This window comes from Saccharopolyspora oryzae (assembly GCF_027853915.1).
Lineage (GTDB): Bacteria > Actinomycetota > Actinomycetes > Mycobacteriales > Pseudonocardiaceae > Saccharopolyspora > Saccharopolyspora oryzae.
This window is the reverse complement of record NZ_JAQGLA010000102.1, coordinates 1-22,808: the sequence shown is the minus strand read 5'-3', so window position 1 is coordinate 22,808 and position 22,808 is coordinate 1. Positions and strand designations below refer to the sequence as shown.

The window sequence follows — 22,808 nt, the reverse complement described above, 5'->3', positions numbered from 1 at the left end:
CGTGTGTGCTTTGGGGCGCTGGAGCACCCCAAAGCACTCACGACTGTTCAATCGTTCCTGGGAACCTCGATGCGCCACGCGATCAGCGCGGCCGCGGCGAGGCCCGCCAGGGCAATGGCGCAGCTGACGGCGTAGGGGTCGACGCCGGACAACGCGGGCGCGAAGCCGATCCCGATGTAGAGCGTGACACCCGACGATCCGCCGAGCTGGTCAGCGGCGCGCTGGACGCCCGACGCGGCCCCGGCGTCGCCATCGGTGACACCGCTGACTGCCGCGTGCTGGAGGCCGACCAGCCCGAAACCCATGCCAGCAGCGATCAGCACCATCGCCGGCATCATCTCCAACGCACCCGCCTCGACCTGCGCACCGGCTGCGATGGCGAGCATCCCGGCCGCGGTCGCTGCGATGCCGATGACAGCGCAGGTGCGCGAACCCCACCGCCCGACGACGCGGGGCACGAACGTCGCGGCCGCGACCAGTGCCACCGCCAGGGGGAGGAGCGCTGTTCCCGCGGCGAACGGGGTGAGCCCGGCCCGCTGCTGGAGCTGGAAGGTGAACAGCAGGAACGACGTGGACAACGCGGCGCTGAGCAGCGCAGTCGCGGCGTTGGCCAGCACTCGCGCGCGGTTCCGGAAGAACGCCATCGGGATCAGCGGATTGGCCGCTTTGCGCTCCACGACGACGAACGAGGCACCTGCGAGCACCGCGCCGATCAGGGCGAGCGGGGCCAGCCAGCTCTCGCCCGTCTCGACGACCCCCAGCACGAAGAGCAGGGGAGCGGCCGTGAGCAGGGCTGCTCCGGGCAGGTCGAGCGGCTTGCGCTCCCCCGGCGGGTCCGCCGGGACGAGGACCAGCGCGGCGCAGACCACGTACGCGGTGAACGGGACGGCGACCAGGAAGATCCACCGCCAGCCGAAGAATTCGGTGATGACGCCAGAAAGCACGAACCCCAGCACCAGACCGGAGCTCGCGACGACCGCCCACACGCTCAACGCGCGTGTTCGGCGCGGCCCTTCGGGGAACGTCAGCACGATCATCGCCATGGCCGCCGGGAGCGCGAGCGCTTCGCCCGCACCTTGCAGCAGCCGCGCGACCACCAGCAGCGGGAACGTCTGCGTCGCCCCGGCCAGGAGCGAGGCCGCCCCGAACACCGAGGTGCCGACCAGCAGCACCCGGCGTCGGCCGAGCACATCGCCCAAACGACCGCCGAGCATGAGCAAACCGCCGCCGGTGACGGCGTAGCCGACGACCACCCAGGTCAACACGCGCGCATCGACGCCGAACTCGGCGCCGATCGAGGGCAGCGCGATGTTGACCACCGTGACGTCGACCGCGATCAGGAACTGCAGCACGGCGAGGGAACCGAGGACCAGCCATGGCCGCGCGCCGGTGCTCCGGCGCTGGACGGGAATGTCCGCGTGCAAAGGAAACTCCGTTGCTCGATGCGAATCCGAGCAGCCCGAAAGAGCCGCTTCGGTCTGGACGCGAAGCGACGGAACGTTCAGGTGGACCGCGCCGCCGCTAGAAGCGACGCGAGCGGGTCACAGCAGCAGCGGCTGCGGCAGAAGCACTGGACATGCCGCGGAGGCTAGCAAGAACCGCCGGGACAGGTCATCGGATTTTTCGGACACCACCGATCCGAAGCGGACCCCGCCTGGGTGGTTCCGGACGGGCTGGTGGCGCAGTGCGCCGAACGAGTGCCCGCGCTGCTCAGGGACGTGATCGAGGTCGTTTCGGTGCGATCGACGCCGGAGTTCCAGCGATCCGCCGTGCGGCGGTTGATCTTCGTGCGGTTCCGCGGAGTCCCGCTGTTCTGGCGACTGGACCTGGCTGTCTGGGCCGCGTCCCGGGCATTCGACGAAAACGTCGATGCCGACAACCCGGAAGCCCGCGGCTCGGACTGGTCGCTACCGGAAAGCGCTGCGATGAACGCGATCGGCGCGTGCAAAGAAGTGATGCGCGGTCATGACCCAGTGGCAGACGGCTTGCTGTCACGCGGTTTTCAACGCATCAACGCACCAGACCCCGGCGGCGACTGGCCCGACCGGATCATCGCCCTCGCCCGCGCGGTGTCCACCCGAACCCCCGAACTAACCGACCTCACCAACGAAATCATCAACCTGGCGACCGACCTCCACTGACCACCCAGCCACCCAATCCCTCCGCCCGATCCCACCGTCCGAAGGACGACCTCCGGGTCCCGCCTACTGCCGGGTAACTACAGTTTCAATTGAAACTGCGGTCCCTCGTGCCTGGGATGTGCAGTTTCAATTGAAACTGCGGTTACCGGTGCTCAAGTGAGCGGGGTCCCGGCCCGGGTTCTGGAGTCAGTTCTGGGGTGGGGAGTCGGTTCGGGGTGCGGCTTTGAGGGCGATCACGGTGATTGCTGCTGCGACCATCACGATGCCGACGATCCACAGGCCTGCTCGTTGGGAGCCGGTCGCATCTTTGAGGGCTCCAGTGATGTAGGGCGCGGCGAAACCGCTGATGTTGCCCAGGGAGTTGATCAGCGCGATGCCTCCCGCCGCTGCTGCTCCGGCCAGGAAGTTGCTGGGGAGTGCCCAGAACGTGGGCAGTGCCGAGCAGACACCGACCGCGCAGACCGTCACCGCGACCATCGCCAGGAACGGATTTCCCATGTACAGCGCGATCGGGATGCTCAGGCCACCGAGCAGCAGCGGCAGGGCGACGTGCCACACCCGTTCCCGCTTCCGGTCACCGTGCGCGCCCCAGATCACCATCGCCACCGCACCGATCGCGTAGGGGATGGCCGTGATCAGACCGGTTTCCATAGTGGACAGTTCGGCGCCGTACTGCTGCTCGAAGCCCTTGATGATGGTGGGCAGGAAGAACCCGAGCGCGTACAGGCCGTAGGCGATGCCGAAGTACACGAACGCCAGCGCCAGGATCCGCGGGTGGGTCAGCGCCTTTCGCAGCGGCCAGCTGTGCTCGGCCTCGGTCTGCTCGCGCTCGGCGTCCAGCTGAGCGCTCAGCCAGGTGCGCTCCTCGGCGGTGAGCCACTTCGCTTCCGACGGGCGGTCGGTCAGGTAGAACCAGGTGACGAACGCCAGCAGGATCGCAGGCACACCCTCGACCAGGAACATGAACCGCCAGCCGGACAGGCCGAAGACCCCGTGGCCGCTGGTGATCAGCACGCTCGACACGGTGGCGCCGATCGCGCTGGACACCGGAACCGCGGCCATGAACAGCGCAACCGCCCTGGCCCGCTGGGCGGCCGGGAACCAGTACGTCAGGTACAGGATGATGCCCGGGAAGAACCCGGCCTCGGCCACGCCGAGCAGGAAGCGCAGCACCACCAGGGTCGTGGCGTTCGGCACGAACGCCATCACCGTGGCCACCGCGCCCCAGGTGATCATGATGCGGGCGAGCCACTTCCGCGCCCCGAACCGGTGCAGCGCGAGGTTGCTCGGCACCTCCAGCACCAGGTAGCCGAGGAAGAAGATGCCCGAGGCGAAACCGAAGATCGTTGCGGTCATGCCGAGTTCGTCGTTCATCCCGTTCGGGCCGGCGAAGCCGATGTTGACCCGGTCCAGGTAGTTGACGAAGTACAGCAAGCACAGGAACGGCATCAGCCGCACGGCGACCTTGCGAAGGATCCGGTTCTGCACCGCAGCCGATGCTGCATCAACTCCGCTCATCCGAGTGACCTAAACCGCACCCCCACGTCAGGTCAAGGGGCAAACCACTGGATGAGATGGCCGGTGACTGCTGCGCAACCCGCCGACGCTACCGTTGAGGCATGCCCGAACGCCCAATTGCCCTGGTCACCGGTGCCTCACGCGGTATCGGTGCCGCCGTCGCCCGCTCGCTTTCCGACACGCACGATCTGCTGTTGGGCGGGCGCGACGCTGACGCGCTGCAAGCACTCGTCGACGAGCTCCCCGGGGCCAAGCCCTGGCCGGTCGAGCTCACCGACCACGAAGCCGTTGCCAACGCGGTCGCCGACATCGATCGGCTCGACGTCGTCGTGCACTGCGCCGGTCTGGTCGAGCTGGCCGCGGTCGCGGACGCTCCCAGCGACTCCTGGCGTCGCACGTTCGAGCTGAACCTGTTCGCCGTCACCGAGCTGACCCGTCTCCTGCTGCCCAAGCTGCGCGAGAGCAAGGGCCACGTCGTGCTGGTCAACTCCGGCGCTGGGCTGTCCGCGAAGCCGAACTGGGGCTCCTACGCCGCCAGCAAGTTCGCGCTGCGCGCCTTCGCCGACGTGCTCCGCGCCGAGGAAGCGGTGCACGGCTTGCGGGTCACCTCGGTGTTCCCCGGTCGCACCGCCACCGACATGCAGCGCGGTGTTCGCGAGCAGGAGGGCGCCGAGTACCAGCCTGGCGACTACCTGCGTCCCGAGTCGGTCGCCGGACCGATCGTCTCCGCGGTGCACGCCACCGCGGACGCCCACCTCACCGAGATCGTCATCCGCCCTTCCTGATCAGGTCGGACGGCGTCCCGGCCGGGTTGTCGACGCTGCGACGTCCGACCCGGCCGGCGCCGCGGTCCCACCGGAGCGGCCCGGTGGTCCAGGCACGCCTCGCCGCTGAACTGTCCCGACTCAGCCGCGGATGTGCTGCGCTGCGGTGCGGGCTGCCGCCTGCACCGCGCGGCGGTCCACCTGGGTGGGTTCGCGGTCGCGCAGCACCCGGTCGCCGGCGACCCAGACGTCGCGGACGCAGCGCGAGCCGGACGCCCACACCACGTTCGCCAGGATCTGCTCATCCGGCACGTCCAGACCGGTGGCGAACGCCGGGTTGTCGACGTCGAGGTGCACGATGTCGGCCCACTTGCCCGGCTCCAACGAGCCGATGTCGTCGCGGTGCAGTGCCTCAGCCCCGCCACGCGTCGCGGCGAGCAGCGCCGCGCCAGCGCTCAGCGCGGTCGCGTCACCGGTCGCGGTGCGCGCGAAGAGTCCTGCCAACTGCACCTCCTCCCACAAGTCCAGGTCATCGTTGCTGGACGGCCCGTCGGTGCCCAGGCCGACCGGGACACCGGCGGCCAGCAGGTCGACCAGCCGCGCCGTCCCCGAAGCGAGCTTCGCGTTGGAACCGGGGCAGTGCGCCACCCCGACCCCGCGGCGTGCGAACAACGCGATGTCCTCGTCCGACAGGTGCACGCCGTGCGCGGCGAGCACTCGGCCGTCCAGCACACCGAGCTTCTCCAGCAGTGCAGGCACCGAACCGAACTGCTCCCGCTGCTCGACGTCCTCAGCGAGGGTCTCCGCCACGTGCGTGTGCACCAGCGCCTCGCGCTGCTGCGCGGCCTCACCGATCGCCTGCAACGCCTCCGGCGGAAGCGTGTACGCCGAGTGCGGCCCGTAGGCGAGCTCCACCCGATCGCCCCGCCCGAACCGAACGCCGTCGGCGTCGATCCACCGGCTGATCCCGTTGACCATGCCCTGCCAGCCGCCAAGCTTGTCCAGCTCGGGAGTCGCGATCACCGCGGAAGCGAACACGACACGCGACCCGACCGCGAGGGTCGCGTCGACCACCGCCTCCCCGTCGAAGTACATCTCGGCGCTAGTCGTGACACCGGCGCGCAGCATCTCGACGCACCCGAGCTCCATGCCCGCTCGGATGTCCGACGACCGCAGCCTCGCCTCCGCGGGCCAGATCACCTCGCGCAGCCAGCGCATCAGCGGAAGATCGCCACCCATCCCCCGGAGCAGCGTCATCGGGCTGTGCGCGTGCGAGTTGATCAGACCCGGCAGGAGGATCCCGCCGCATTCGCGGACGTCGACGTCGTTCGGACGCTCCGGCGCACCGGTGCGCGGGCCGCAGTACAGGATGCGACCGACCTCATCGATGTCCACCACCGCATCCCGGATGACCGAGCATTCCGGGTCGCAGGGCAGGACCATCGGCGCGTGCAGGCGTAGTGCGATCGGCATGCCCGCATTCTGCCGGACGCCTGTCAGGCGCCTAAGCCGTTCATGAGCTGCATCATGATCACTCCTGCCAAAGTCGCGATTCCGGCGAGCACTGCCACGAGAACGGTGTCCTGGGTTCGCTTCGTCATGAATCAAGGATCGCCCGGCGAGGGCCCTCCTGACCTCGGCTGAACGGCCAGCTGGCCTCCTTCGATCGGCCATTGCCCGAAAGCCGGATGGCCGACCTCTACCGGGTGAAGGCCGTCATGCCTCCTCCGGCGCCCCGGTCTCGGTCAGCCGCCCGCCGTCCAGCCGCAGCCAGCGCTGCACCCCGATCTCCGCGAGGAACCGCTCGTCGTGGCTGACCACCACGAACGCGCCTTCGTAAGCGTTGAGCGCGCTCGACAGCTGACCAACGCTGACCAGGTCCAGGTTGTTGGTGGGCTCGTCGAGCAGCAGGAGCTGAGGCGCCGGCTCCGCGCTGAGGACGCAGGCCAGCGTCGCGCGCAGCCGCTCACCACCGGACAACGCACCGATCGGAAGGTGCACGCGGGAGCCCCGGAACAAGAAGCGCGCGAGCAGGTGCATCCGCCGCGACTCCGGCATCGCCGGCGCGACCTGGACCAGGCTTTCCAGCACCGTGCGATCCAGGTCCAGGAGATCGAGCCGCTGGGACAGGTAAGCGATCCGCCCGTCGACGCGCTTGATCTCGCCGCGCTCCGGCGCCAACTGGCCTTCGACCAGCCGAAGCAGCGTGGACTTCCCGGAACCGTTCGGGCCGGTCAACGCGATCCGCTCCGGCCCCTTGATCGCCAGGTCGACGCCCTCCCCGGCGAAGATCTCCCGCTCGCCGCGGCGGACCTGCATCCCTTCGCCGAAGAACACCACACGCCCAGCGGGGACGCGGGTCCCGGGCAGGTCGAGCGCGATCTTGTCGTCGTCCCGCAGCGCTCGGCTCGCCTCGTCGAGGCGGGTTTTCGCTTCGTCGACCCGGTTGGCGTGCGTCTCCCTCGCCTTGCCCGCAGTCTCCTGAGCGCGCCGCTTCAGCCCGCCGGCAACGATCTTCGGCAGTCCGGCGTTGCCGATGTTGCGGGCCGCGTTGCTGGCCCTGCGCTCGGCTCGTTCGCGGGCCTGCTGCATCTCCCGCTTCTCCCGCTTGAGCTCCTGCTCGGCGTTGCGGACGTTCTTCTCCGCAACCTCCTGCTCCGCGCGCACGGCTTCCTCGTACTCGGTGAAATTGCCGCCGTAGAAACGGATTTCTCCGTTGCCGAGCTCGGCGATGCGGTCCATCCGGTCGAGCAGCGACCGGTCGTGGCTGACCAGCAGCAGGCAGCCGCTGAACTCCTCGAGCACGCCGGTGAGCTTGCGGCGCGCTTCGCCGTCGAGGTTGTTGGTCGGCTCGTCCAGCAACAGCACGTCGGGGCGTTTGAGCAACTGCGCGGCGAGGCCGAGCGAAACCACTTGGCCACCGCTGAGGGTGTGCAGCTGGCGGTCGAGCTGGACGTCGTCGAGGCCGAGCCGGTCCAGCTGGACGCGAGTGCGCTCCTCGATGTCCCAGTCGTTGTCGATGGTGGCGAAGTGCTGCTCGTCGACGTCGCCGGATTCGACCGCGTGCAACGCCTCGATCACCGCGGACACGCCCAGCACCTCGGCGACGGTCAGGTCACCGACGAGGGGGAGCGTCTGCGGCAGGTAGCCGAGAACGCCGCTCGTGGACGCGGTTCCGCTGCTGGGCCGGTATTCGCCCGCGATCAGCTTGAGCAGGGTGGACTTGCCTTCTCCGTTGGGCGCGACGAGGCCGGTGCGGCCGCTGCCCACCGTGAACGACAGCCCGTCGAAGACAGGTGTGTCGTCCGGCCAGGAGAAGGAGAGGTTCGAGCAGGTGATGAACGCTTCGGACATGCGAGAGCCCTCGGATGCGATGCGGGCGCGCTGAGGCAACCCGGTGGTGAACGGGGAAACATGACATGACGGAATCGCCACCGCGGCGGCGCTGCGCGCCTGCCCGTGGCCGATCACTACCGGGAATCACCCGGAGATGTCGTCGTCCCCTGCCACTGCCGCTCCTCGGTTCACGATCACTTGCAGGTCGCGAGCCTAGCAGCAGCAACCCCGGATCGCGGACTCATTTTCCGGCCGCAGAAGCGGCCCTCACTCGCCGTCCATCAGGCCGCTGCGCCAGGCCCAGGCCGCCGTCTCCACCCGGTTCCGGGCCTTGATCTTGCTCTGCGCGGAGGCGAGGTGGGTCTTCACCGTCGACAAGGACATGAACAGCTCCTGGCCGATCTCACCGTTGGTCAAACCGCGCGCGGTCGCGCGGACCACGTCGAGCTCGCGCTCGGTGAGGTCCACTTGCGGAACCGCCGTGCGCTGCACCTGCGGCTGCGGCTGGGAGAAGTGCTTGAGCAGCCGCACCGTGATCTGCGGCGACACCAGCGCATCCCCGCGCTGGGCGGCGCGGATGGCCTCCAGCAGCAGCGTCGGGCCGGCGTCCTTGAGCAGGAACCCGCTCGCCCCGTTGCGCAGCGCGCGGTCGACGTACTCGTCCAGGTCGAAGGTGGTCACGACCACGACCTTGATCGGGTCGGCCACGTCGGGGCCGGCCAGCTGCTTGGTCGCCTCCAAGCCGTCGATGCCCGGCATTCGGATGTCCATCAGGCACACGTCCGGCTGCTTCTCCCGCGCCACCCGGACCGCGTCCACGCCGTTGGCGACATCGGCGACCACCTCGATGTCGTCCTGGGACTCCAGGATCATTCGGAACCCGGCGCGCACCAGCTCCTGGTCGTCGGCGATCAGCACCCGGATCATCGCTGCCCCTCATCTCCGCTCTGCTCGTCCAGCGGCAGCATGGCTTCGACCCGCCAACCGACGTGATCGCCCGGACCGGCGTGGAACTCACCGCCGAGCAGCTCGATCCGCTCCCGCATCCCGACCAGACCGTATCCCCCCGACCCACCGACGGGTTGACGGCGCACCCCCGAACCGTCGTCGGTGATCAACGCGTACAGGTTCGTGGTGTCGACCCACACCCTGACCTGGACGTAGCTCGCTCCCAACGCGTGCTTCTCCGAGTTCGTCAGGGATTCCTGCACCACGCGCAGCGCCGAGCGCGCCACTTCCTGGGGGATCGTCCGATCCACCAGATCGGCCTTCAGGTCCACCCGGATCCGATCGGCGTGCTCGGTGGTGTGGCGCTGGGCGGATTCCACCAGCGCCCGCAGGTCGGCCTCGAGGTCGGTGGTGGCCTGCTCCGTCGCGGCCGAAGCCCCGGCCGGTTCGGTGCTGCGCATGCTCCCCACCAGCCGCCGCATCGCGGTCAGCGCTTCGGTGCCGCTGTCCGCGATCCGCGCGAGCGCGTCGGTCGCCGCCTTCGGGTTCTTCTCGGCCACCATCTGCGCTGCTTGCGCCTGCACCACGATGCCGGTGACGTGGTGGGCCACCACGTCGTGCAGCTCGCGGGCCAAGGCCATCCGCTCGGCTTGCTGCGCGTTCTCCACCGCGGAGTGCACCGTTCGGGCCCGCTCCTCGTCCCTGGCGCGGAAGTACATCCCGGTGCCGACCGAGATCACCAGCAGCAGCCCGCCCATGAACACCGCGGGCATCAGCTCGCTCGTGTTGCCCGGGTCGTAGGGCGAGGTGTCGCTCCGGTACTGCGGGGTCATGAACACGGCGAGCAACGTCACCGCGACCAGCGTGGCGGTGGCCTGGATCGCGCGCCGGATCTCCGCGTGGCGGACCACGTAGGTCACCAGCAGCATGCCCGCACCGGTCGCCGCCAGGGACACCGGTCCCAGGATGTTCCCCCGGCTGCCGGTCAGCCCCAGCACCTGCAGCACCAGGGTCGTCAGCAGCATCGTCGCCGCGCCCAGGTACGCGGACTCGGTCGGCCGCATCGGGGCGAACGCGGCCAGCACCGCCATCACCAGGCCGCTGAGCAGCACCACCACGTTCGACAGGAAGCCCAGTTCGCTGTTCTTGGTGAACTCCACGAACAGCAGGATGCTCAGCGCGGCCACCACCGGCCACTGGCGCCGCAGCAGTTCCTGCATCGGCGAGCCCTGGAAGCGGGTCCGGCCGGGCCAGTCGCCGCGCAGGTACAGGCCGGTGCCGGTGGCGAGCAGCAGCTGCAGGAAGCCGAAGGCCAGCGTCTGGTCGGAGTCGACGCCCGAGTACTCGGCCACCCGCAACCGGACCGCGACCGATGCCAGGCAGCTGAGCACGAGCACGGCAGTCACCGGGATGGCCTTGCGCAGCGGGCTAGCCCGGAACAGGTAGAGCACCAGCAGCAGACCGGCCGCGTTCTCCGTCGGCAGGATCTCCGCCAGGCCGAGGCTGTAGACGTACGAGCGGGTCACCGCCAGCGCCGCGGTGTTGCCGAGCAGCACCACCGCGGCGAGCAGTCCACATCGGACCGGGTACCGCCTGCCGAACACGGCCAGCAGCGCCATCGCGGCGATGCCGGGGAGCAGCAGCACCGCACCGCGCTGGTTGCCGTATATCTCGAGCAGCGCCAGCGTGTCGCCGCAGAGGACCAGGCCGAGCAACGCGGCGAAGATCCATTGTTCGCGCAGCAAGCTGCCGAACCGGTGCCACCAGGGCGCGTCCGGTCCGGGTCCGTTGGGCGTCGCGAAACTGCTCACGCCGAAACGGTAGTCGGTGCGCTCATCGGAGCGCCTTGGCCGATCGGCTCGAACAACCTGGCCGATCGGCCGACCTCCGCCGAACGATCAGCGGCTCGCAGGCCGATCCGGAAACCGCTGCCGCCGACCACTCTTGATTGCGATGCGGCGGCCCGCACCCGGCGGCGCCCCACCACGACAGCAGTGCACACGAGCAGGAGGCAGACATGTCGGCTCCCATGGCCGCGCAACGGCCCGGAGATCCGTTCCTGGTGGGACGGGGGCTGGTCAAGAACTACGGTGCGCACCGCGCCCTGGCCGGGGTGGACGTCTCGTTCCGGGCCGGCGAAGTGGTCGCGATCGTGGGGCCGTCCGGGTCGGGCAAGACCACGCTGCTGCACGTGATGGCCGGCATCCTACGCCCGGACGGCGGTGAGGTCCTGCTCAACGGGCACCGCATCGACCAGCTCGGCGAGACCAAGCGCAGCGCGCTGCGCCGCCACGAGTTCGGGTTCGTGTTCCAGCAGGGCATGCTGGTCGGCGAGCTGACCGCGGCGGAGAACACCGCGCTGCCGCTCCTGCTTGCCGGGGCCAACAGGAAGCAGGCCATGGCCGGCGCGCGGGACTGGCTGGGGCGGCTCGGCCTCGGCGGGCTGGAGGACCGGCTGCCCGGTGAGCTCTCCGGCGGCCAGGCCCAGCGGGTCGCGATCGCGCGGGCGCTCGCCCACCAACCGAAGGTGATCTTCGCCGACGAGCCGACCGGCGCGCTGGACACGCGCACCGGGGAGGAGACCACGCAGGCGCTCTTCCACTCTGCCGCCGCCACCAACGCAGCCGTGGTGATCGTGACGCACGACCGCGACCTGGCCGCCAAAGCCGGTCGGGTGGTGGAGATCCGCGATGGACTCATCGCCGGCGGGGTGATGGCGGCGTGAATCCGGTCCAACTAGCGCTGCGGGTGCTGCGCGTGGATTCGCGCAGCCGCCTGTCCGCAGTCCTCACCGCAGCCGGGGTCGCGGTGGCCACCGCGTTGATCCTGTTCCTGGCGACGCTGCCGAACGCCACGGAAGCCCGGATGCAGCGTTCCGCGTGGCAGGAGGGCTCGGCGAACCCGTCCGGCGTGACGATGGCCAGCCGGGACTTCTTCGAGAACGAGACCATCGTGCGGCTGGACGTCTCCGGCGAGGCCGAGCCGGGCAAGGGCGTGCCGGACTACCCCGGCCCCGGCGAGGTGTTGCTGTCGCCGCGGCTGGCCGAACTGGCCCAGCAGCGCCCGGGCGGTGAACTGGCCGACCGGTTCGCCGGCAAGGTGATCGGCACGATCGACGAGGGTTCGCTGAAGTTCCCGGAGCAGCTGGTCGCCGTCGTCGGGCACCCACCGGGCACGCTGGACGCGGAGAAGGCGGACCTGTCCGGCTCGGCGGCGGTCGGCAACAGCGACGTCATGCTGGATGTCCTGGCCGGCGTGGGAATCGTGCTGCTGGCGATCCCGAGCATGGTGCTGGTCGCCTCGGCCGCGCGCCTGACCGCCGCCCGCCGGGAACGCCGACTCGCCGCGCTGCGGTTGGCCGGTGCCACGCCGGGGCAGGTGATCGGCGTGGTCACCGCGGAGACCGCGGTCGCCGCGGTGGTCGGCACCGTCGCGGGCCTGCTGCTGAGCTGGCCGCTGCGCTACCTCGGCATGCACATCCCGTGGGGCGACGGTACTTGGCTGGCCAGCGACTTCACGCCATCAGCGGTCACCGTCGTGCTGCTCGGCCTGCTGATCCCGACGCTGGTCGTGCTGGCCGCGGTGCTGGGGCTGCGGAGGGTGGTCCGGGCGCCGGTCGGCGCGGCGATGAGCCACGCGCGGAAGCGCCCGAAGGCGTGGCGCCTGCTCGCGCTGGTCGCTGCGGGCGGCTTCTTCCTCGTCGGGCTGGCCTCCGCGGACCAGACCGGCGGCATGGGGCTCCTGCTCGCGTCGCTGGCCGCGGTGCTGCTGTCCGCGTCCATCGTCGGCCCGTGGCTGACCGGGGTGATCGGTTCGCTGTTCGCCAAGATGTGGCGGAAGCCGTCGGTGCTGCTGGCCGGCAGGCGGTTGAGCAGCGATCCGCAGGCCGCCTACCGCTCGGTGTCGGGCATCGTCCTGGCGGTGTTCGTCGGGACGATGGCGTTGACGCTGCTGCCCAGCTTCGAGACGTTCGCCGGTGGTGGCCGCTCGTTCAAGGACTCGGTCCTCTACCTGGACGTCCCCACCGCTCAAGCCGTCGATCAGGAAAAACGCATCAAGGATCAGCTGGCCAGCAGCGGCGCCGGCGCGACGGTCGTGCGCGCCGAGCGGGTCCTCGTGCAGAAGGCGGAGAACGACAGCGCCTCCGGGTTCGTGATCAACTGCCAGGACGCCGCCGCGGTGACCCGTCTCGACGTCGGGGACTGCGCCGGCCCGCCGTCGATCCGGACCCCGGGTGCCCAGGAGCTGCCGAGCTCGGGCTTGCGGGTCCAGGCCTACCCGACGGAGGGCGTCTCCTCCGTCGACGAACTTCCGACGGTCCCGCTGCCCGACGGGGTTCCGGTGCGCCGGTTGGGCGGCAGTCAGGACCCGGGTCTCGACTCCACGGTGCTGATCGACCCGGCGCTCGTCCCCGGGTTCGGCGGTCAGGGGGAATCGACCCTGGCGGTCAGCCCGGCCACCGATGCGGACCGGGAGAAGGTGCGCACGGCGCTCGCGGTGGCCCTCCCGGGGGAGAGCTTCAACAGCCGTGAACTGCGGCTCTACGACCAGCAGACGATCCTCGGCGATCTCAAGCGGGTCACCGCGATCGGGCTCGGGCTGACCGCCCTGCTGGCCGGGTGCAGTGCTGCGATCACGGCGGCCTCGTCGGTGGTCGACCGGCGGCGGACCTTCGCCGCGCTGATCGCCGCGGGTACGCCGGTCCGGATGCTCGGACGAGCGCTGCGCGCCGAAGCCGCGCTGCCCGCGTTCGTCGCGACGATCGGGGCAGGCGCAGCCGGGATCGCGGTCGCAGCCGGGATCTTCGGGCTGTTCGGCGACGATATGCCGGTGGTCCTCAGCGGCTGGCTGTTCGCGCCGGTGGTGATCGGCATGGTCGTCGCGGTGATCGCGGCTGCCAGCAGCGGTCCGATGTTGCGCCGCATCGGCGCGGAGCGCATCAGCGAGGAGTGACCCAGCGGCGGGTCGGTGTGCGGGCACGGTCGGGAACGGCCGTGCCCGCACACGCCTTTCCCAGCAAGCTGAGCAGCCCGGACGACTGAGTCCGGACAGACCAGTCGGGCCAGCCGATCGGTCGGTCCGACGGCTCGCGGGACTGGCCGATCGGCCACCCGGACCGACCACCTGACCGATCCGCCGGACCCCCTGGAAAAGGGACGCTTGTGGTGTCAAAGGGGAAGGGGCGCAGCCAGCAGAGCGCCGGAAGCCAGGAAGGTCGGGGTCGAAATGTTCACCACCACGTTCACCACGTTGTTCTCCATCGTCGGAGCCGTCCTCGCGGTGGCGGTGCTGCTGCTCATGTCGCTCAGTTCGGTCCTGCCGGACCTGCTGGACCGGTTCTCGGCGCGCCGGAACCCGGACGACGCGGTCACTCCCCGAACGGTTCAGTTCCCAAGCAACGCCGGTTCAGCCGCGCCAGTTCGTCGTAGCGGGGTCGCCGTTTCGGCTCGGGCGACGGGAGGCCACTCGGTGCTCCCCGGCGGGCGCGCTGGCTCGCTTCCTTGCTGACGCTGAACATCGGTCGGGATGCGCTGGTGCGCGGACCGGAGCGCAGCCAGGCCAGCCGGTGCAGGGCCTCGCTGTGGTGGTCGGTGATCGTGACCCGCGCGGAGTCGAACGAGAACAGCACGGCCCGGTTGATCTCGACGATCGCCCGGTCCCGCCACAGGGTTCGTTCGGTCGAGGTGTCCATGCCCAACCGTTCGGCGACGTGCTTGGTGACGCCGTAGGCGTTCTCGTCGGCCAGTCCGCGGGTGCCGATCTCGGTGCCCACGAACCAGGTGTTGAACGGCGCGGCCGGGTACCGGATGCCTCCGATCTCCAGCTGCATGTTGCTGATCAGCGGAACGGTGTGCCAACGCAGTCCCAGCTCGACGAACCAGGGGTGATCCGGATGCTCCAGCGGAACTTCCTGAACCACGTCGCGAGGAACCGTGACCAGCTTGATGCCTTCGTGGGCGGTTTCCACGACCAGCGGCAGGTGGTCGAAGCGGCTGCGCTGGTTCGGCGGTTTCCAGCCCATCCGCTGCACTTCCGCGGTGAAGCCGCTGTAGCGAGCGTCGCCGAGCACCCCGTTGGGCATCGCGTAGCCCGCGTAGCGCACCACCTGTTCGTTCCAGATCCGCGGACCTGGATTTCCCGGGGCGTCCGGGGCGAAGACGGTGACCATCGGCTGGATCCGGCCGGCGTTGGTGGCCAGGCGCAGGTGTTCGAAGCACTCGCTGGCGATGGCCGAGGCGTTTCGCAGCCCGCGCAGGTCGCGGACCTTCAGCTGACGCCACGGAACTCCGCTGGTGCACCAGCCGCTGTCGCGGAGCGCGACGCGAGCACCGTAGGCGAGTTCGGGACCGGTGTGCCGGTAGGTGCCGGTTTCGGCGATCGAGCGGCGCACGTCGGCGAGCCGTTCGGTCAACGACCCGGCCTTCGGGTGCGCGTCGTGGAAGGCACGCAGGAAGTCCTCGGCGGCCGAGACATCCGTGGCCGAATCCGCCCGGACGAGCGCGGCCGGTGAACCGCCGCCGCTCTCGCCGACCTCGCGCACACCGTCGAGAACCGGCTCCGACGGGCTCTGCTGGATCGGGATCACTTCATCACGGGTAACCGTCACGGGGCGGAAACGTAGTCGCGATCGATGCTTACTCGTCACTCCAGCGGCACTCTTCTTTTCGGTGAACTTCCAGGCCACGATCGTAGCCAAAACCACCGGACGTAAACCTCTTCGTGCGATTGGCACCCAAACTTGATCGCTCGATCAAGCGAATTGTTATCTGTTGATCTTCAAATTCGGTGCCCACCGACGCGCGGACCAGAGCCTGGCTGCGGGGGCTGGAAAGCGCCAGCCGCACACGTCCAGAACGGCAATGCTGACGGGGTGACCGAGCAGAGCAACCCCACGACGATCTTGAAGCGCATGTACGCGGCTGAAGCCGAGTACCTGTCAGCGGGCGGCCCCGGCAAGGCCGACTTCGAACTGATCGCCGAGCACTTCTCACCTGATGTCGTGCTCCACCAGGCTGAAGCACTTCCCTACGGCGGAATCTGGCGCGGCCACGCGGACTTGGAGCGCTTCTTCATCGCGATGAGCCGGACTTGGGCCGTGTTCGAGTTCGTCGAGCAGGAGTTCGTCGCCTCCGACGAGGCCACCGGGACCGCGGTGGTGCTCACCCAGGTGCGGGCCCGCTCCCGCGCCACCGGCCGCGAGCTCGAATTCCCGATCCTGCAGACCGTCACCGTCCAGGGCGGCCAGATCATCGAGGTCCGGCCGTTCTACTGGGACACCGCAGCGATCGCCGCGGCCTGCACACCCGCTCAGACCGTTGACCCGCCCCAGAGCTGAGCGAGCACCAGCCGAGTAGACAGCGCCGGTGGCCGCGCAGCAGGTTCTCAGGCGGGCGTCCGCACCATGAACACGTCCACCGGGTCCTCGGATTCGAGGGCGAACCCGTGCCGCTCGTACAGCCGCCGGGCCGGACTGCCCTGCAGCACGTTCAACCGGACCAGGGTGCCGTCGCGGTCGCACTGCTCCAGCAGTCGGCGCAGCACTCCGGATCCGATGCCGCTGCCCTGCAAGTGCGGGGCGAGGTAGAAGTGCTCCAGCCAGTGCGCGTCGTCGGCCGGCCGCAGGGCCACGCAGCCGGCGAACCGGCCGTCCACCTCGATCACCTGGGTGCACGCCGGATCGAACCCGTCGCGCAGTCGTTGCCGCACGCGCTGCTCGTCGTACCGTCCGAGCCGCTCCAGATCCGCCTTCAGCACCACGGCGCGCAGTTCCGCCACCGCCTCGACATCCGCGGCCGAAGACGGTCGAACATCCCAGCTCATCACGATCGGCACGCTACTGCGCCCGAGCTAAGCACCCAGGTTCGGCTGGTCGATGATCCAGCGCCAACTGCCGTCCGGCTGTCGGCGGGCCACCTCGACGGTGGCACCGCCACCGGCCAGCAGCACCGAGGTCAACGCCAGATCCCCGTTGCGGACCGGCGGTTGCGCAGCACCGGGCGCGAACTGCGGAGACCCCGCCACGATCTGCTCGTACGCCGCGCGGATCGCCACGTGCCCGACGACGGGCCCGGCCGGCGTGGCCAGGACCGCGTCGGGTTCGTAGAGCTCGACCAAACCGTCGACGTCCCCGGCGTTGAGCCGCTCCAGGACCAGCCTGTTGAGGTCTTCCGGGCACTGCGCACGCTGACGAGCCATCGTCGTCCTCCCTCGCTGATGAGCGGAGGATGCCAGCGGGCTCCGACAGGTCAGATGCGTTCGAAGATCAGGTCGTGGATGACCCGGCCCTCTTCGTGGGCGCGGTTCTCGAACTTCGTGACCGGTCGCCATTCCGGTCGCGGCGCCCAGCCGCCCGGCTCGTCGGCGTAGCGGTTGCGCAGCTGCGACTCGCCCTGGCAGACCTCCATCATCTGCTCGGCGTAGTTCTCCCAGTCGGTGGCCAGGTGCAGCACGCCGCCCGGCTTGAGCCGCGAGGCGATCAGCGCCACGGACTCGGCCTGGACCAGCCGCCGCTTGTGGTGGCGCTTCTTCGGCCACGGGTCGGGGAAGTAGATGCGGACCTCGTCCAGCGAGCCCGGCTCGAGGTGGTCGCGCAGCAGGACGATCGCATCTCCGCGCAGCAGCCGGAGGTTGCTGACCTCGAGCTTCTCGGCGCGGAGCATGAGCTGGGCCAGGCCGGGCTTGTAGACCTCGACGGCCAGGTAGTTGGACTCGGGCTGGGCGGCCACCAGCTGCGAGGTCGTCTCGCCCATGCCGGAACCGATCTCCAGCACCACCGGCGCCGTCCGGCCGAACCAGGACGTCACGTCCAGCGGGCCTTCCGGCAGCGCGGTCACCTCGGTACCCAGCTCGGGCCAGTAGCGATCCCAAGCGCGCTGCTGGCCCACCGTCATCCGCTCGCCTCGCTGGACGTAGCTCACGACGGTACGGCGGAACGGAACCTGCTGGTCAGACGCATTCACGAGGACTCAGTATCGCAAACCGGCCGCCTGCGGAAGCACCGCGGTGCCGGTCACCACGATTCGATCTGCGCGAGCATCGCCACCAGCCCGGTGACGCCCCGGACCGGGATCGCGACGGGCTCGGGGTCGCGGTGCGCGGGCACCACGTTCAACCAGCCGTTGTGCTCGTCGGTGAGGGCCACGGTCGTCGGCATCTGCATCGGGGCCCGGTCCGATGGCGCGTACTCCCAGTACCCGGCTTCACCGGCGCCGGCCCAGGGCACGAACACCCAGCCCGGGCGGGAGCGCAGGACCGCGTGCACCTCGTCCTCGACCGCGAACGCCGCCTCGCGCGACGGGAGCTCACCGCGGTCCAGCGCGCGCAGCCACCACGGCGCGGGCAGCCGCCGCTTGGCGCCGTGCAGCTTGCGGAACAGTTCGAGCACCTGCCGCTCGGGCGCGGTGTGGATCCAGCTGCGGCGCAGCGAAGCGGGCTTGGCCGCCTCCAGCGCCGGTGGGTGGGCTTCTGTCGCCAGCGACCACTCGAGTCGTGGCACCGGCTGGAGCTGCACGTCATCCGCCGCGCGCCCCTGACCGCTCTGGATGACCGAGCCTTCGTTCGATCGCACCATTTGGCCCACCCTTCTGCTGTTGAGAAAGTTGCGAGCCGCCAACTCGCCCTCGACCAGCTCATGCCCCCAAGCAACGCTGGTTCGGGACAGTCCCTACTCAATGCATTACCACAACGAACGCGTTCAATGACAATATGTAGTCAACTGTGTCCTAATTCATATGCTTCGGAACCGCTGGGGTGGAGAGATGGCTGACCAAACGATCCAACGGGTCGAGATCGATGGCGGCGTCGTCGTCGGCGTCGACAGCTCCGCGTCCTCGCTGCGAGCGCTCGTCCTGGCCGCGGAGGAAGCCAGACGCCGCAACGCCGCGCTGCACGTGGTGCGCGCCTGGAGCCTGCGGACCGCCCCTCGTCCGGCGGACTGCCCGCCGAGCGTGATGCCGAGCATGGACGAGTTCCAGGAAACGGTCCGGGCGGACACCGAACGCCTGGTGGACGAGAAGCTCGGCGACCACAGCGACCTCCGGGTGGAGTTCCACATCGTCCACTCGCCGTCCCCCCAAGCGCTGCTCTCCGCGTCGAAAGGAGCGGATCTCCTGGTCGTGGGTCATCGAGGCCGAGGGGGCTTCGCCGGTCTGATGCTCGGCTCGGTGGCCGAGCAGTGCGTCCGCCACGCGGCCTGCCCGGTCCTGGTGGTCCGCCCCAACGTCTGACCCCGATCCGGCGCGAAGAACTCCTGGAAAGCACAGGGCCCGGGCCATCCCCCGAATGACAGCCCGGGCCCTCCCCCGTCCCGACCGCCGGCGCCCCCGAGCGCTGCTGCAGTCGGTCGATTTCACTTGTGCTCACCAGCCGCGCCATCGCCGGACCCCGCTGGAATGTCCATTGAGGACTTTCCAGATCTCGGTGATCTTGCACGTCGCACGGGCGACGGCAGCAGCTCGATCTTGCCGTCGATCCTATCGGTTGACGTGATCAGACTCTCGGCCGGGCCGGGTAACGTTTTGCTATCCGCCGCCCAGCTGGGCATTTCCAGAGTTGATCATGGTGGGTTCCGACGAGATCGATCAGCGCTGGTCAGGCGTCCCGGCGCTGCACGACGACCAGCGAGACCACCCAGATCGCGAGCACGACGCCCGCGAAGTACCCCAGCGAACCCCACGGCCCCAGCGGCATCCCGTCGCCCCCGCTGGCCAGGAAGTTGCTGGCGTGGTTGAACGGCATCCACTTCTGGACGTCCTCGCCGATCGTCGGGATCATGCCGACCAGGTTCTCCAGCAGCAGCGACCAGATCAGCAGCAGCGTCACCGCGCCAGCGGTCTGCCGCAGCAGCGCGCCGACGGCGACCGCCAGCACCGCGCCGATCGCGAACACCAGACCGACACCGGCGACCATCCGCCAGTCGTCCGCAGTGGTCAGCGCCAGATCCGCGTTGGGCGACAGCAGGTTCGACACACCCCACGATCCGAACGCCGCGATCTCGCCGAGCACCAGCGCCACCAGCGCGACCAGCACCGTCTTGGCGGCCAGCGCGGCAGTGCGGTTCGGCACCGCGAGGAAGGTCGAGCGGATGGTGCCGAAGCGGTACTCGGTGGTGATCGACAGCGTCGCCAGCACCAGCACCACCATCAGGCCGAACTGGTGGCCGACCTGCGTCATCGACACCGTCATCTGGTCCAGCTGGGACGCGAACAGGCCGGCGAACCCGATGGTCAGCGCCAGGACGAGCGCGGAGCACCACCACGCCGAGCGGGTGGAGAAGAGCTTGATCCGTTCCACGGCGAGCAGGGTCATCGGGCCACCCCCGGAGCGATCGGCGCGTTCGCGGGCGCACCGAGATTCGTCTGGTATTCCACGGAATCGCTGGTCAGCTGCATGAAAGCGTCTTCCAGCGAGCTGCGCTGCGCGGTCAGCTCGTGCAGCACGATCTGGTGCTGCGCGGCGAGCTCACCGATCTGCTCGGTCACGGCGTCGTCGATCACGAGCGTGTCGTTGCCGGTGGCGCGGGCGCTCAGGCCCTGCGCGGCGATCAGCTGCTGCAGGTCGGCAGCGCGCGGTGAACGCACGAGCACGGCCTGCGAACCGGCGTTGTCCACGAACTGCTGGGTGCTGCACTGCGCGATCAGCTCACCGCGGCCGATCACCACGAGTTCTTCGGCCGTCAGCGACATCTCCGACAGCAGGTGGCTGGACACGAAGACGGTGCGGCCTTCGGCGGCCAGGCCCTGCATGAACCGGCGGATCCAGTGGATGCCCTCCGGGTCCAGGCCGTTCACCGGCTCGTCGAACAGCAGGATCTTGGGGTCGCCGAGCAGCGCGCCCGCGATGCCGAGCCGCTGCGACATGCCGAGCGAGAACCCTCCGGCGCGGCGGCCCGCGGCGTCCTCGAGGCCGACCATGCCGAGCACCTCGTCGACCCGCTTCTGCGGAATCCCGTTGGACTTGGCCAGCCAGCGCAGGTGGCTGCGCGCCGAGCGGTTCGGGTGCACCCACTTGGCGTCGAGCAGCGCACCCACGGTGCGCAGCGGGTTCTTGAGGTCCTGGTAGCGCTTGCCGTCGATGCGGACTTCGCCCGCGGTGGGGCGGTCCAGGCCGAGAATCATCCGCATGGTGGTGGACTTGCCGGCTCCGTTCGGGCCCAGGAAGCCCGTGACCTGGCCTGGCTTCACCGTGAACGACAGGTCGTTCACCGCGACTTTCGAGCCGTAGCGCTTGGTGAGGCCGATCGCCTCGATCATGATCACTCCTGTTGCCGAGGACAACGCTGGTCGGCCCTCTCCGGACCGCAGATCCAGATTGCCCGCTCGGCGGATGAGCCCGCATCGGACCGGCGTATCGACTTGGGGTCAGACCCAGGTCGTAGTCCACCCCTGACCACAGGATGACCCGCTGACCAGGCGGAAGATCAAGATCTCGGGCGGGTTCGTCAGCGGAACCAGCGGTCGAGGACGGCGGGCAGGCCGTCCTCCGCGACCGGACCGGCGACCTCGTCGGCCGCCGCCCGGACCAGCTCCGGGCCCTGGCCCATCGCCACTCCGTGCGCAGCCCACCGCAGCATCTCGATGTCGTTGCCCCCGTCACCGGCGGCGAAGGTGTCCTCGCCGGGCACGCCCAGCTCGGCACGCAGCTTCTCCAGCGCGGATCCCTTGGACACGCCCTTGGGCGTCACGGTCACCCACGGTTCGTAGTGGTCCAGCGTGAAGGTGCACGACGGCAGTTCGACGCCGGCGAGGCGCTCTTCGAGTTCATCGGGGCTGTGACCGATCCAGCTGGCGATCAGGCGCGGCGCCCGGAGCGCGGCCAGCTCGTCCACTGTGGCCAGTCGCTGTTCGCCTTCCAGCTGGTTCGGCGGGAATTCGGCGGTGACCAGGTTGCCGACGCCGAGGTTCTCGGCGGCGAAGATCGCGCCCGGCAGCCGGGCGGACAGCTCCGCCAGCACCGGCGCGAGCTCGAAGGTCTCCGTCGACACCGCTTCCCTGGCGGCCACGTCCACCAGCACCGCACCGTTCGAGCACAGCGCGAAACCGCTGGTCAGATCCAGTTCGTCGAGCACCGGAACAGTGCCGAGCACGGTGCGGCCGGTCGCGATGACGACCTGGCTGCCGGCGTCGATCGCGCGGTGCACAGCGGCTTTGACGGCTGCCGAGATGTGCCCGGTGTCCGGGTTCAGCAGGGTTCCGTCGACGTCGAGGGCGATCAGTCGGGGCTTCCACGCGGCGTCGGTCACCCGGGCAGGTTATCCGCCGGAACGGGCGTTGTGGCTGGTTGGAGGCGAAGTTCACGCCTCGCCGGGTTTGACCAGGCCGGTCTCGTAGGCAAGCACCACCGCCTGCACCCGGTCCCGGAGGTCCAATTTGGACAGAATGCGGCCGAGGTGGGTCTTCACGGTGGCCTCGGACAGGAACAGCTTGCCCGCGATCTCGGTGTTGGACAGGCCCTTCGCGACCAGCACCAGCACCTCGCGCTCCCGCTCGGTCAGCGCGTCGAGCACCGACGCGTCGCGCAGCTCGCCGCCGCCGTCGCCGAGGAACCGGTCGAGCAATCGCTTGGTGACGCTCGGCGACACCACCGCGTCGCCGCTGGCCACCGAGCGCACCGCGCTGACCAGGTTCTCCGGCGGGGTGTCCTTGAGCAGGAAGCCGCTGGCCCCGCTGCGCAGCGCCGACAGCGCGTACTCGTCGAGGTCGAAGGTGGTCATGACCAGGACCTTCGCGTCATCGGCCGCGACGATCCGGCGGGTCGCCTCGACGCCGTCGAGCACCGGCATCCGCACGTCCATCAGCACGACGTCCGGGCGCAGTTGCGCGGCGAGCTCGACGGCGTCCGCGCCGTTGCCCGCCTCGCCGACGACCTCGAGGTCCTCCTGCGCGTCGAGCACCATCCGGAACCCCATGCGCATGAGCTCCTGGTCGTCCACCAGCAAAACCCGAGTCATGCCCCAGACCGTAGCCGTGCCCCTCGCACCGGGCGGTCCGGGTGGCTCCGCCGACCCGCAGTTTCAATTGAAACTGTGATCCGCCGTGCCTGGGATTTACAGTTTCAATTGAAACTGCACACCCGGGCGTGTCGGAACCCCGGCGTGTGGGGG

22 protein-coding genes are annotated in these 22,808 nt (G+C 69.6%); 6 read left to right on the top strand and 16 right to left on the bottom strand.

The window, feature by feature from the left end; all coding sequences use genetic code 11:
* Positions 1 to 47: 47 nt before the first annotated feature.
* Complete coding sequence (locus OU415_RS34000) at positions 48 to 1,424, bottom strand: MFS transporter (RefSeq protein WP_270953689.1); 1,377 nt, start codon at positions 1,422 to 1,424, stop codon at positions 48 to 50.
* A gap of 294 nt (positions 1,425 to 1,718) precedes the next feature.
* Here OU415_RS34000 and OU415_RS33995 point away from each other — a divergent pair, with 294 nt between their 5' ends.
* Complete coding sequence (locus OU415_RS33995) at positions 1,719 to 2,141, top strand: hypothetical protein (protein WP_270953688.1); 423 nt, start codon at positions 1,719 to 1,721, stop codon at positions 2,139 to 2,141.
* A gap of 186 nt (positions 2,142 to 2,327) precedes the next feature.
* Here the strand turns inward: OU415_RS33995 and OU415_RS33990 are convergent, their stop codons facing one another.
* The gene (locus OU415_RS33990) at positions 2,328 to 3,659 is read right to left on the bottom strand and encodes an MFS transporter (protein ID WP_270953687.1); all 1,332 of its coding nucleotides are present in this window, start codon (positions 3,657 to 3,659) and stop codon (positions 2,328 to 2,330) included.
* Between the two features lie 101 nt (positions 3,660 to 3,760).
* Here OU415_RS33990 and OU415_RS33985 point away from each other — a divergent pair, with 101 nt between their 5' ends.
* On the top strand, positions 3,761 to 4,444 hold the full coding sequence (locus OU415_RS33985; RefSeq protein ID WP_270953685.1) for an SDR family oxidoreductase: 684 nt from the start codon (positions 3,761 to 3,763) through the stop codon (positions 4,442 to 4,444).
* A gap of 120 nt (positions 4,445 to 4,564) precedes the next feature.
* Here the strand turns inward: OU415_RS33985 and OU415_RS33980 are convergent, their stop codons facing one another.
* The 4 genes from OU415_RS33980 to OU415_RS33965 all read right to left on the bottom strand — a co-directional run bounded on the left by OU415_RS33980 (position 4,565) and on the right by OU415_RS33965 (position 10,518).
* Positions 4,565 to 5,896 carry an amidohydrolase family protein gene (locus tag OU415_RS33980; protein ID WP_270953684.1) on the bottom strand — a complete coding sequence of 444 codons (1,332 nt, stop codon included), beginning with the start codon at positions 5,894 to 5,896 and terminating at the stop codon, positions 4,565 to 4,567.
* 243 nt (positions 5,897 to 6,139) lie between these two features.
* Positions 6,140 to 7,777, bottom strand: coding sequence for a ribosomal protection-like ABC-F family protein (gene abc-f / locus OU415_RS33975; protein WP_270953683.1), 1,638 nt, complete (start codon positions 7,775 to 7,777; stop codon positions 6,140 to 6,142).
* Between the two features lie 249 nt (positions 7,778 to 8,026).
* Positions 8,027 to 8,686, bottom strand: a complete 660-nt coding sequence (locus tag OU415_RS33970; protein ID WP_270953682.1) for a response regulator transcription factor — start codon at positions 8,684 to 8,686, stop codon at positions 8,027 to 8,029.
* Complete coding sequence (locus OU415_RS33965) at positions 8,683 to 10,518, bottom strand: sensor histidine kinase (RefSeq protein WP_270953681.1); 1,836 nt, start codon at positions 10,516 to 10,518, stop codon at positions 8,683 to 8,685. Before OU415_RS33965 ends, OU415_RS33970 begins: the two co-directional genes overlap by 4 nt.
* A gap of 206 nt (positions 10,519 to 10,724) precedes the next feature.
* Here OU415_RS33965 and OU415_RS33960 point away from each other — a divergent pair, with 206 nt between their 5' ends.
* Positions 10,725 to 11,432 (top strand): ABC transporter ATP-binding protein, encoded by a 708-nt coding sequence (locus OU415_RS33960; RefSeq protein ID WP_270953680.1) that lies wholly within the window; start codon positions 10,725 to 10,727, stop codon positions 11,430 to 11,432.
* Complete coding sequence (locus OU415_RS33955; RefSeq protein ID WP_270953679.1) at positions 11,429 to 13,660, top strand: FtsX-like permease family protein; 2,232 nt, start codon at positions 11,429 to 11,431, stop codon at positions 13,658 to 13,660. Before OU415_RS33960 ends, OU415_RS33955 begins: the two co-directional genes overlap by 4 nt.
* A 215-nt stretch (positions 13,661 to 13,875) precedes the next feature.
* Here the strand turns inward: OU415_RS33955 and OU415_RS33950 are convergent, their stop codons facing one another.
* A complete protein-coding gene (locus OU415_RS33950) occupies positions 13,876 to 14,007 on the bottom strand; it encodes a hypothetical protein (protein ID WP_270953678.1) in 132 nt (43 codons plus the stop codon).
* Between the two features lie 68 nt (positions 14,008 to 14,075).
* A complete protein-coding gene (locus OU415_RS33945; protein WP_270953677.1) occupies positions 14,076 to 15,314 on the bottom strand; it encodes a nitric oxide synthase oxygenase in 1,239 nt (412 codons plus the stop codon).
* A 264-nt stretch (positions 15,315 to 15,578) separates the two neighbouring features.
* Here OU415_RS33945 and OU415_RS33940 point away from each other — a divergent pair, with 264 nt between their 5' ends.
* Entirely contained in the window at positions 15,579 to 16,043 is a 465-nt protein-coding gene (locus tag OU415_RS33940; protein WP_270953676.1) for a nuclear transport factor 2 family protein, read from the top strand.
* Between the two features lie 47 nt (positions 16,044 to 16,090).
* On the opposite strand, the gene OU415_RS33935 is transcribed toward OU415_RS33940, so the two are convergent.
* From OU415_RS33935 to OU415_RS33920, 4 genes are all read right to left on the bottom strand, one after another.
* Positions 16,091 to 16,528 carry a GNAT family N-acetyltransferase gene (locus tag OU415_RS33935; RefSeq protein WP_270953675.1) on the bottom strand — a complete coding sequence of 146 codons (438 nt, stop codon included), beginning with the start codon at positions 16,526 to 16,528 and terminating at the stop codon, positions 16,091 to 16,093.
* Between the two features lie 27 nt (positions 16,529 to 16,555).
* Positions 16,556 to 16,903, bottom strand: a complete 348-nt coding sequence (locus tag OU415_RS33930; protein WP_270953674.1) for a YybH family protein — start codon at positions 16,901 to 16,903, stop codon at positions 16,556 to 16,558.
* A 50-nt stretch (positions 16,904 to 16,953) separates the two neighbouring features.
* Positions 16,954 to 17,598, bottom strand: a complete 645-nt coding sequence (gene trmB / locus OU415_RS33925; protein WP_270953690.1) for a tRNA (guanosine(46)-N7)-methyltransferase TrmB — start codon at positions 17,596 to 17,598, stop codon at positions 16,954 to 16,956.
* 119 nt (positions 17,599 to 17,717) lie between these two features.
* On the bottom strand, positions 17,718 to 18,278 hold the full coding sequence (locus tag OU415_RS33920; protein ID WP_270953673.1) for a hypothetical protein: 561 nt from the start codon (positions 18,276 to 18,278) through the stop codon (positions 17,718 to 17,720).
* A gap of 187 nt (positions 18,279 to 18,465) precedes the next feature.
* Between OU415_RS33920 and OU415_RS33915 the strand changes: the two genes are divergently transcribed.
* Positions 18,466 to 18,933 (top strand): universal stress protein, encoded by a 468-nt coding sequence (locus OU415_RS33915; RefSeq protein WP_270953672.1) that lies wholly within the window; start codon positions 18,466 to 18,468, stop codon positions 18,931 to 18,933.
* Positions 18,934 to 19,297: 364 nt separating this feature from the next.
* Here OU415_RS33915 and OU415_RS33910 read toward each other — a convergent pair whose 3' ends face one another.
* The 4 genes from OU415_RS33910 to OU415_RS33895 form a co-directional block, all read right to left on the bottom strand.
* Positions 19,298 to 20,014: a hypothetical protein gene (locus OU415_RS33910; protein ID WP_270953671.1), complete on the bottom strand. Its 717-nt coding sequence runs from the start codon at positions 20,012 to 20,014 to the stop codon at positions 19,298 to 19,300.
* Positions 20,011 to 20,958: an ATP-binding cassette domain-containing protein gene (locus tag OU415_RS33905; RefSeq protein ID WP_270953670.1), complete on the bottom strand. Its 948-nt coding sequence runs from the start codon at positions 20,956 to 20,958 to the stop codon at positions 20,011 to 20,013. Before OU415_RS33905 ends, OU415_RS33910 begins: the two co-directional genes overlap by 4 nt.
* A gap of 188 nt (positions 20,959 to 21,146) precedes the next feature.
* On the bottom strand, positions 21,147 to 21,947 hold the full coding sequence (locus OU415_RS33900; protein WP_270953669.1) for an HAD-IIB family hydrolase: 801 nt from the start codon (positions 21,945 to 21,947) through the stop codon (positions 21,147 to 21,149).
* Between the two features lie 51 nt (positions 21,948 to 21,998).
* A complete protein-coding gene (locus OU415_RS33895; protein ID WP_270953668.1) occupies positions 21,999 to 22,655 on the bottom strand; it encodes a response regulator in 657 nt (218 codons plus the stop codon).
* Between the last annotated feature and the right edge of the window lie 153 nt (positions 22,656 to 22,808).

Bases quoted from the DNA above. Each gene is read 5' to 3' on its own strand.
- OU415_RS33990 (WP_270953687.1), bottom strand. From the start codon at position 3,659: ATGAGCGGAGTTGATGCAGCATCGGCTGCGGTGCAGAACCGGATCCTT.
- OU415_RS33985 (WP_270953685.1), top strand. From the start codon at position 3,761: ATGCCCGAACGCCCAATTGCCCTGGTCACCGGTGCCTCACGCGGTATC.
- OU415_RS33980 (WP_270953684.1), bottom strand. From the start codon at position 5,896: ATGCCGATCGCACTACGCCTGCACGCGCCGATGGTCCTGCCCTGCGAC.
- abc-f (WP_270953683.1), bottom strand. From the start codon at position 7,777: ATGTCCGAAGCGTTCATCACCTGCTCGAACCTCTCCTTCTCCTGGCCG.
- OU415_RS33970 (WP_270953682.1), bottom strand. From the start codon at position 8,686: ATGATCCGGGTGCTGATCGCCGACGACCAGGAGCTGGTGCGCGCCGGG.
- OU415_RS33960 (WP_270953680.1), top strand. From the start codon at position 10,725: ATGTCGGCTCCCATGGCCGCGCAACGGCCCGGAGATCCGTTCCTGGTG.
- OU415_RS33950 (WP_270953678.1), bottom strand. From the start codon at position 14,007: ATGAGCAGCAGCACCGCCACCGCGAGGACGGCTCCGACGATGGAGAAC.
- OU415_RS33935 (WP_270953675.1), bottom strand. From the start codon at position 16,528: ATGAGCTGGGATGTTCGACCGTCTTCGGCCGCGGATGTCGAGGCGGTG.
- OU415_RS33930 (WP_270953674.1), bottom strand. From the start codon at position 16,903: ATGGCTCGTCAGCGTGCGCAGTGCCCGGAAGACCTCAACAGGCTGGTC.
- trmB (WP_270953690.1), bottom strand. From the start codon at position 17,598: ATGACGGTGGGCCAGCAGCGCGCTTGGGATCGCTACTGGCCCGAGCTG.
- OU415_RS33920 (WP_270953673.1), bottom strand. From the start codon at position 18,278: ATGGTGCGATCGAACGAAGGCTCGGTCATCCAGAGCGGTCAGGGGCGC.
- OU415_RS33915 (WP_270953672.1), top strand. From the start codon at position 18,466: ATGGCTGACCAAACGATCCAACGGGTCGAGATCGATGGCGGCGTCGTC.
- OU415_RS33910 (WP_270953671.1), bottom strand. From the start codon at position 20,014: ATGACCCTGCTCGCCGTGGAACGGATCAAGCTCTTCTCCACCCGCTCG.
- OU415_RS33905 (WP_270953670.1), bottom strand. From the start codon at position 20,958: ATGATCGAGGCGATCGGCCTCACCAAGCGCTACGGCTCGAAAGTCGCG.
- OU415_RS33895 (WP_270953668.1), bottom strand. From the start codon at position 22,655: ATGACTCGGGTTTTGCTGGTGGACGACCAGGAGCTCATGCGCATGGGG.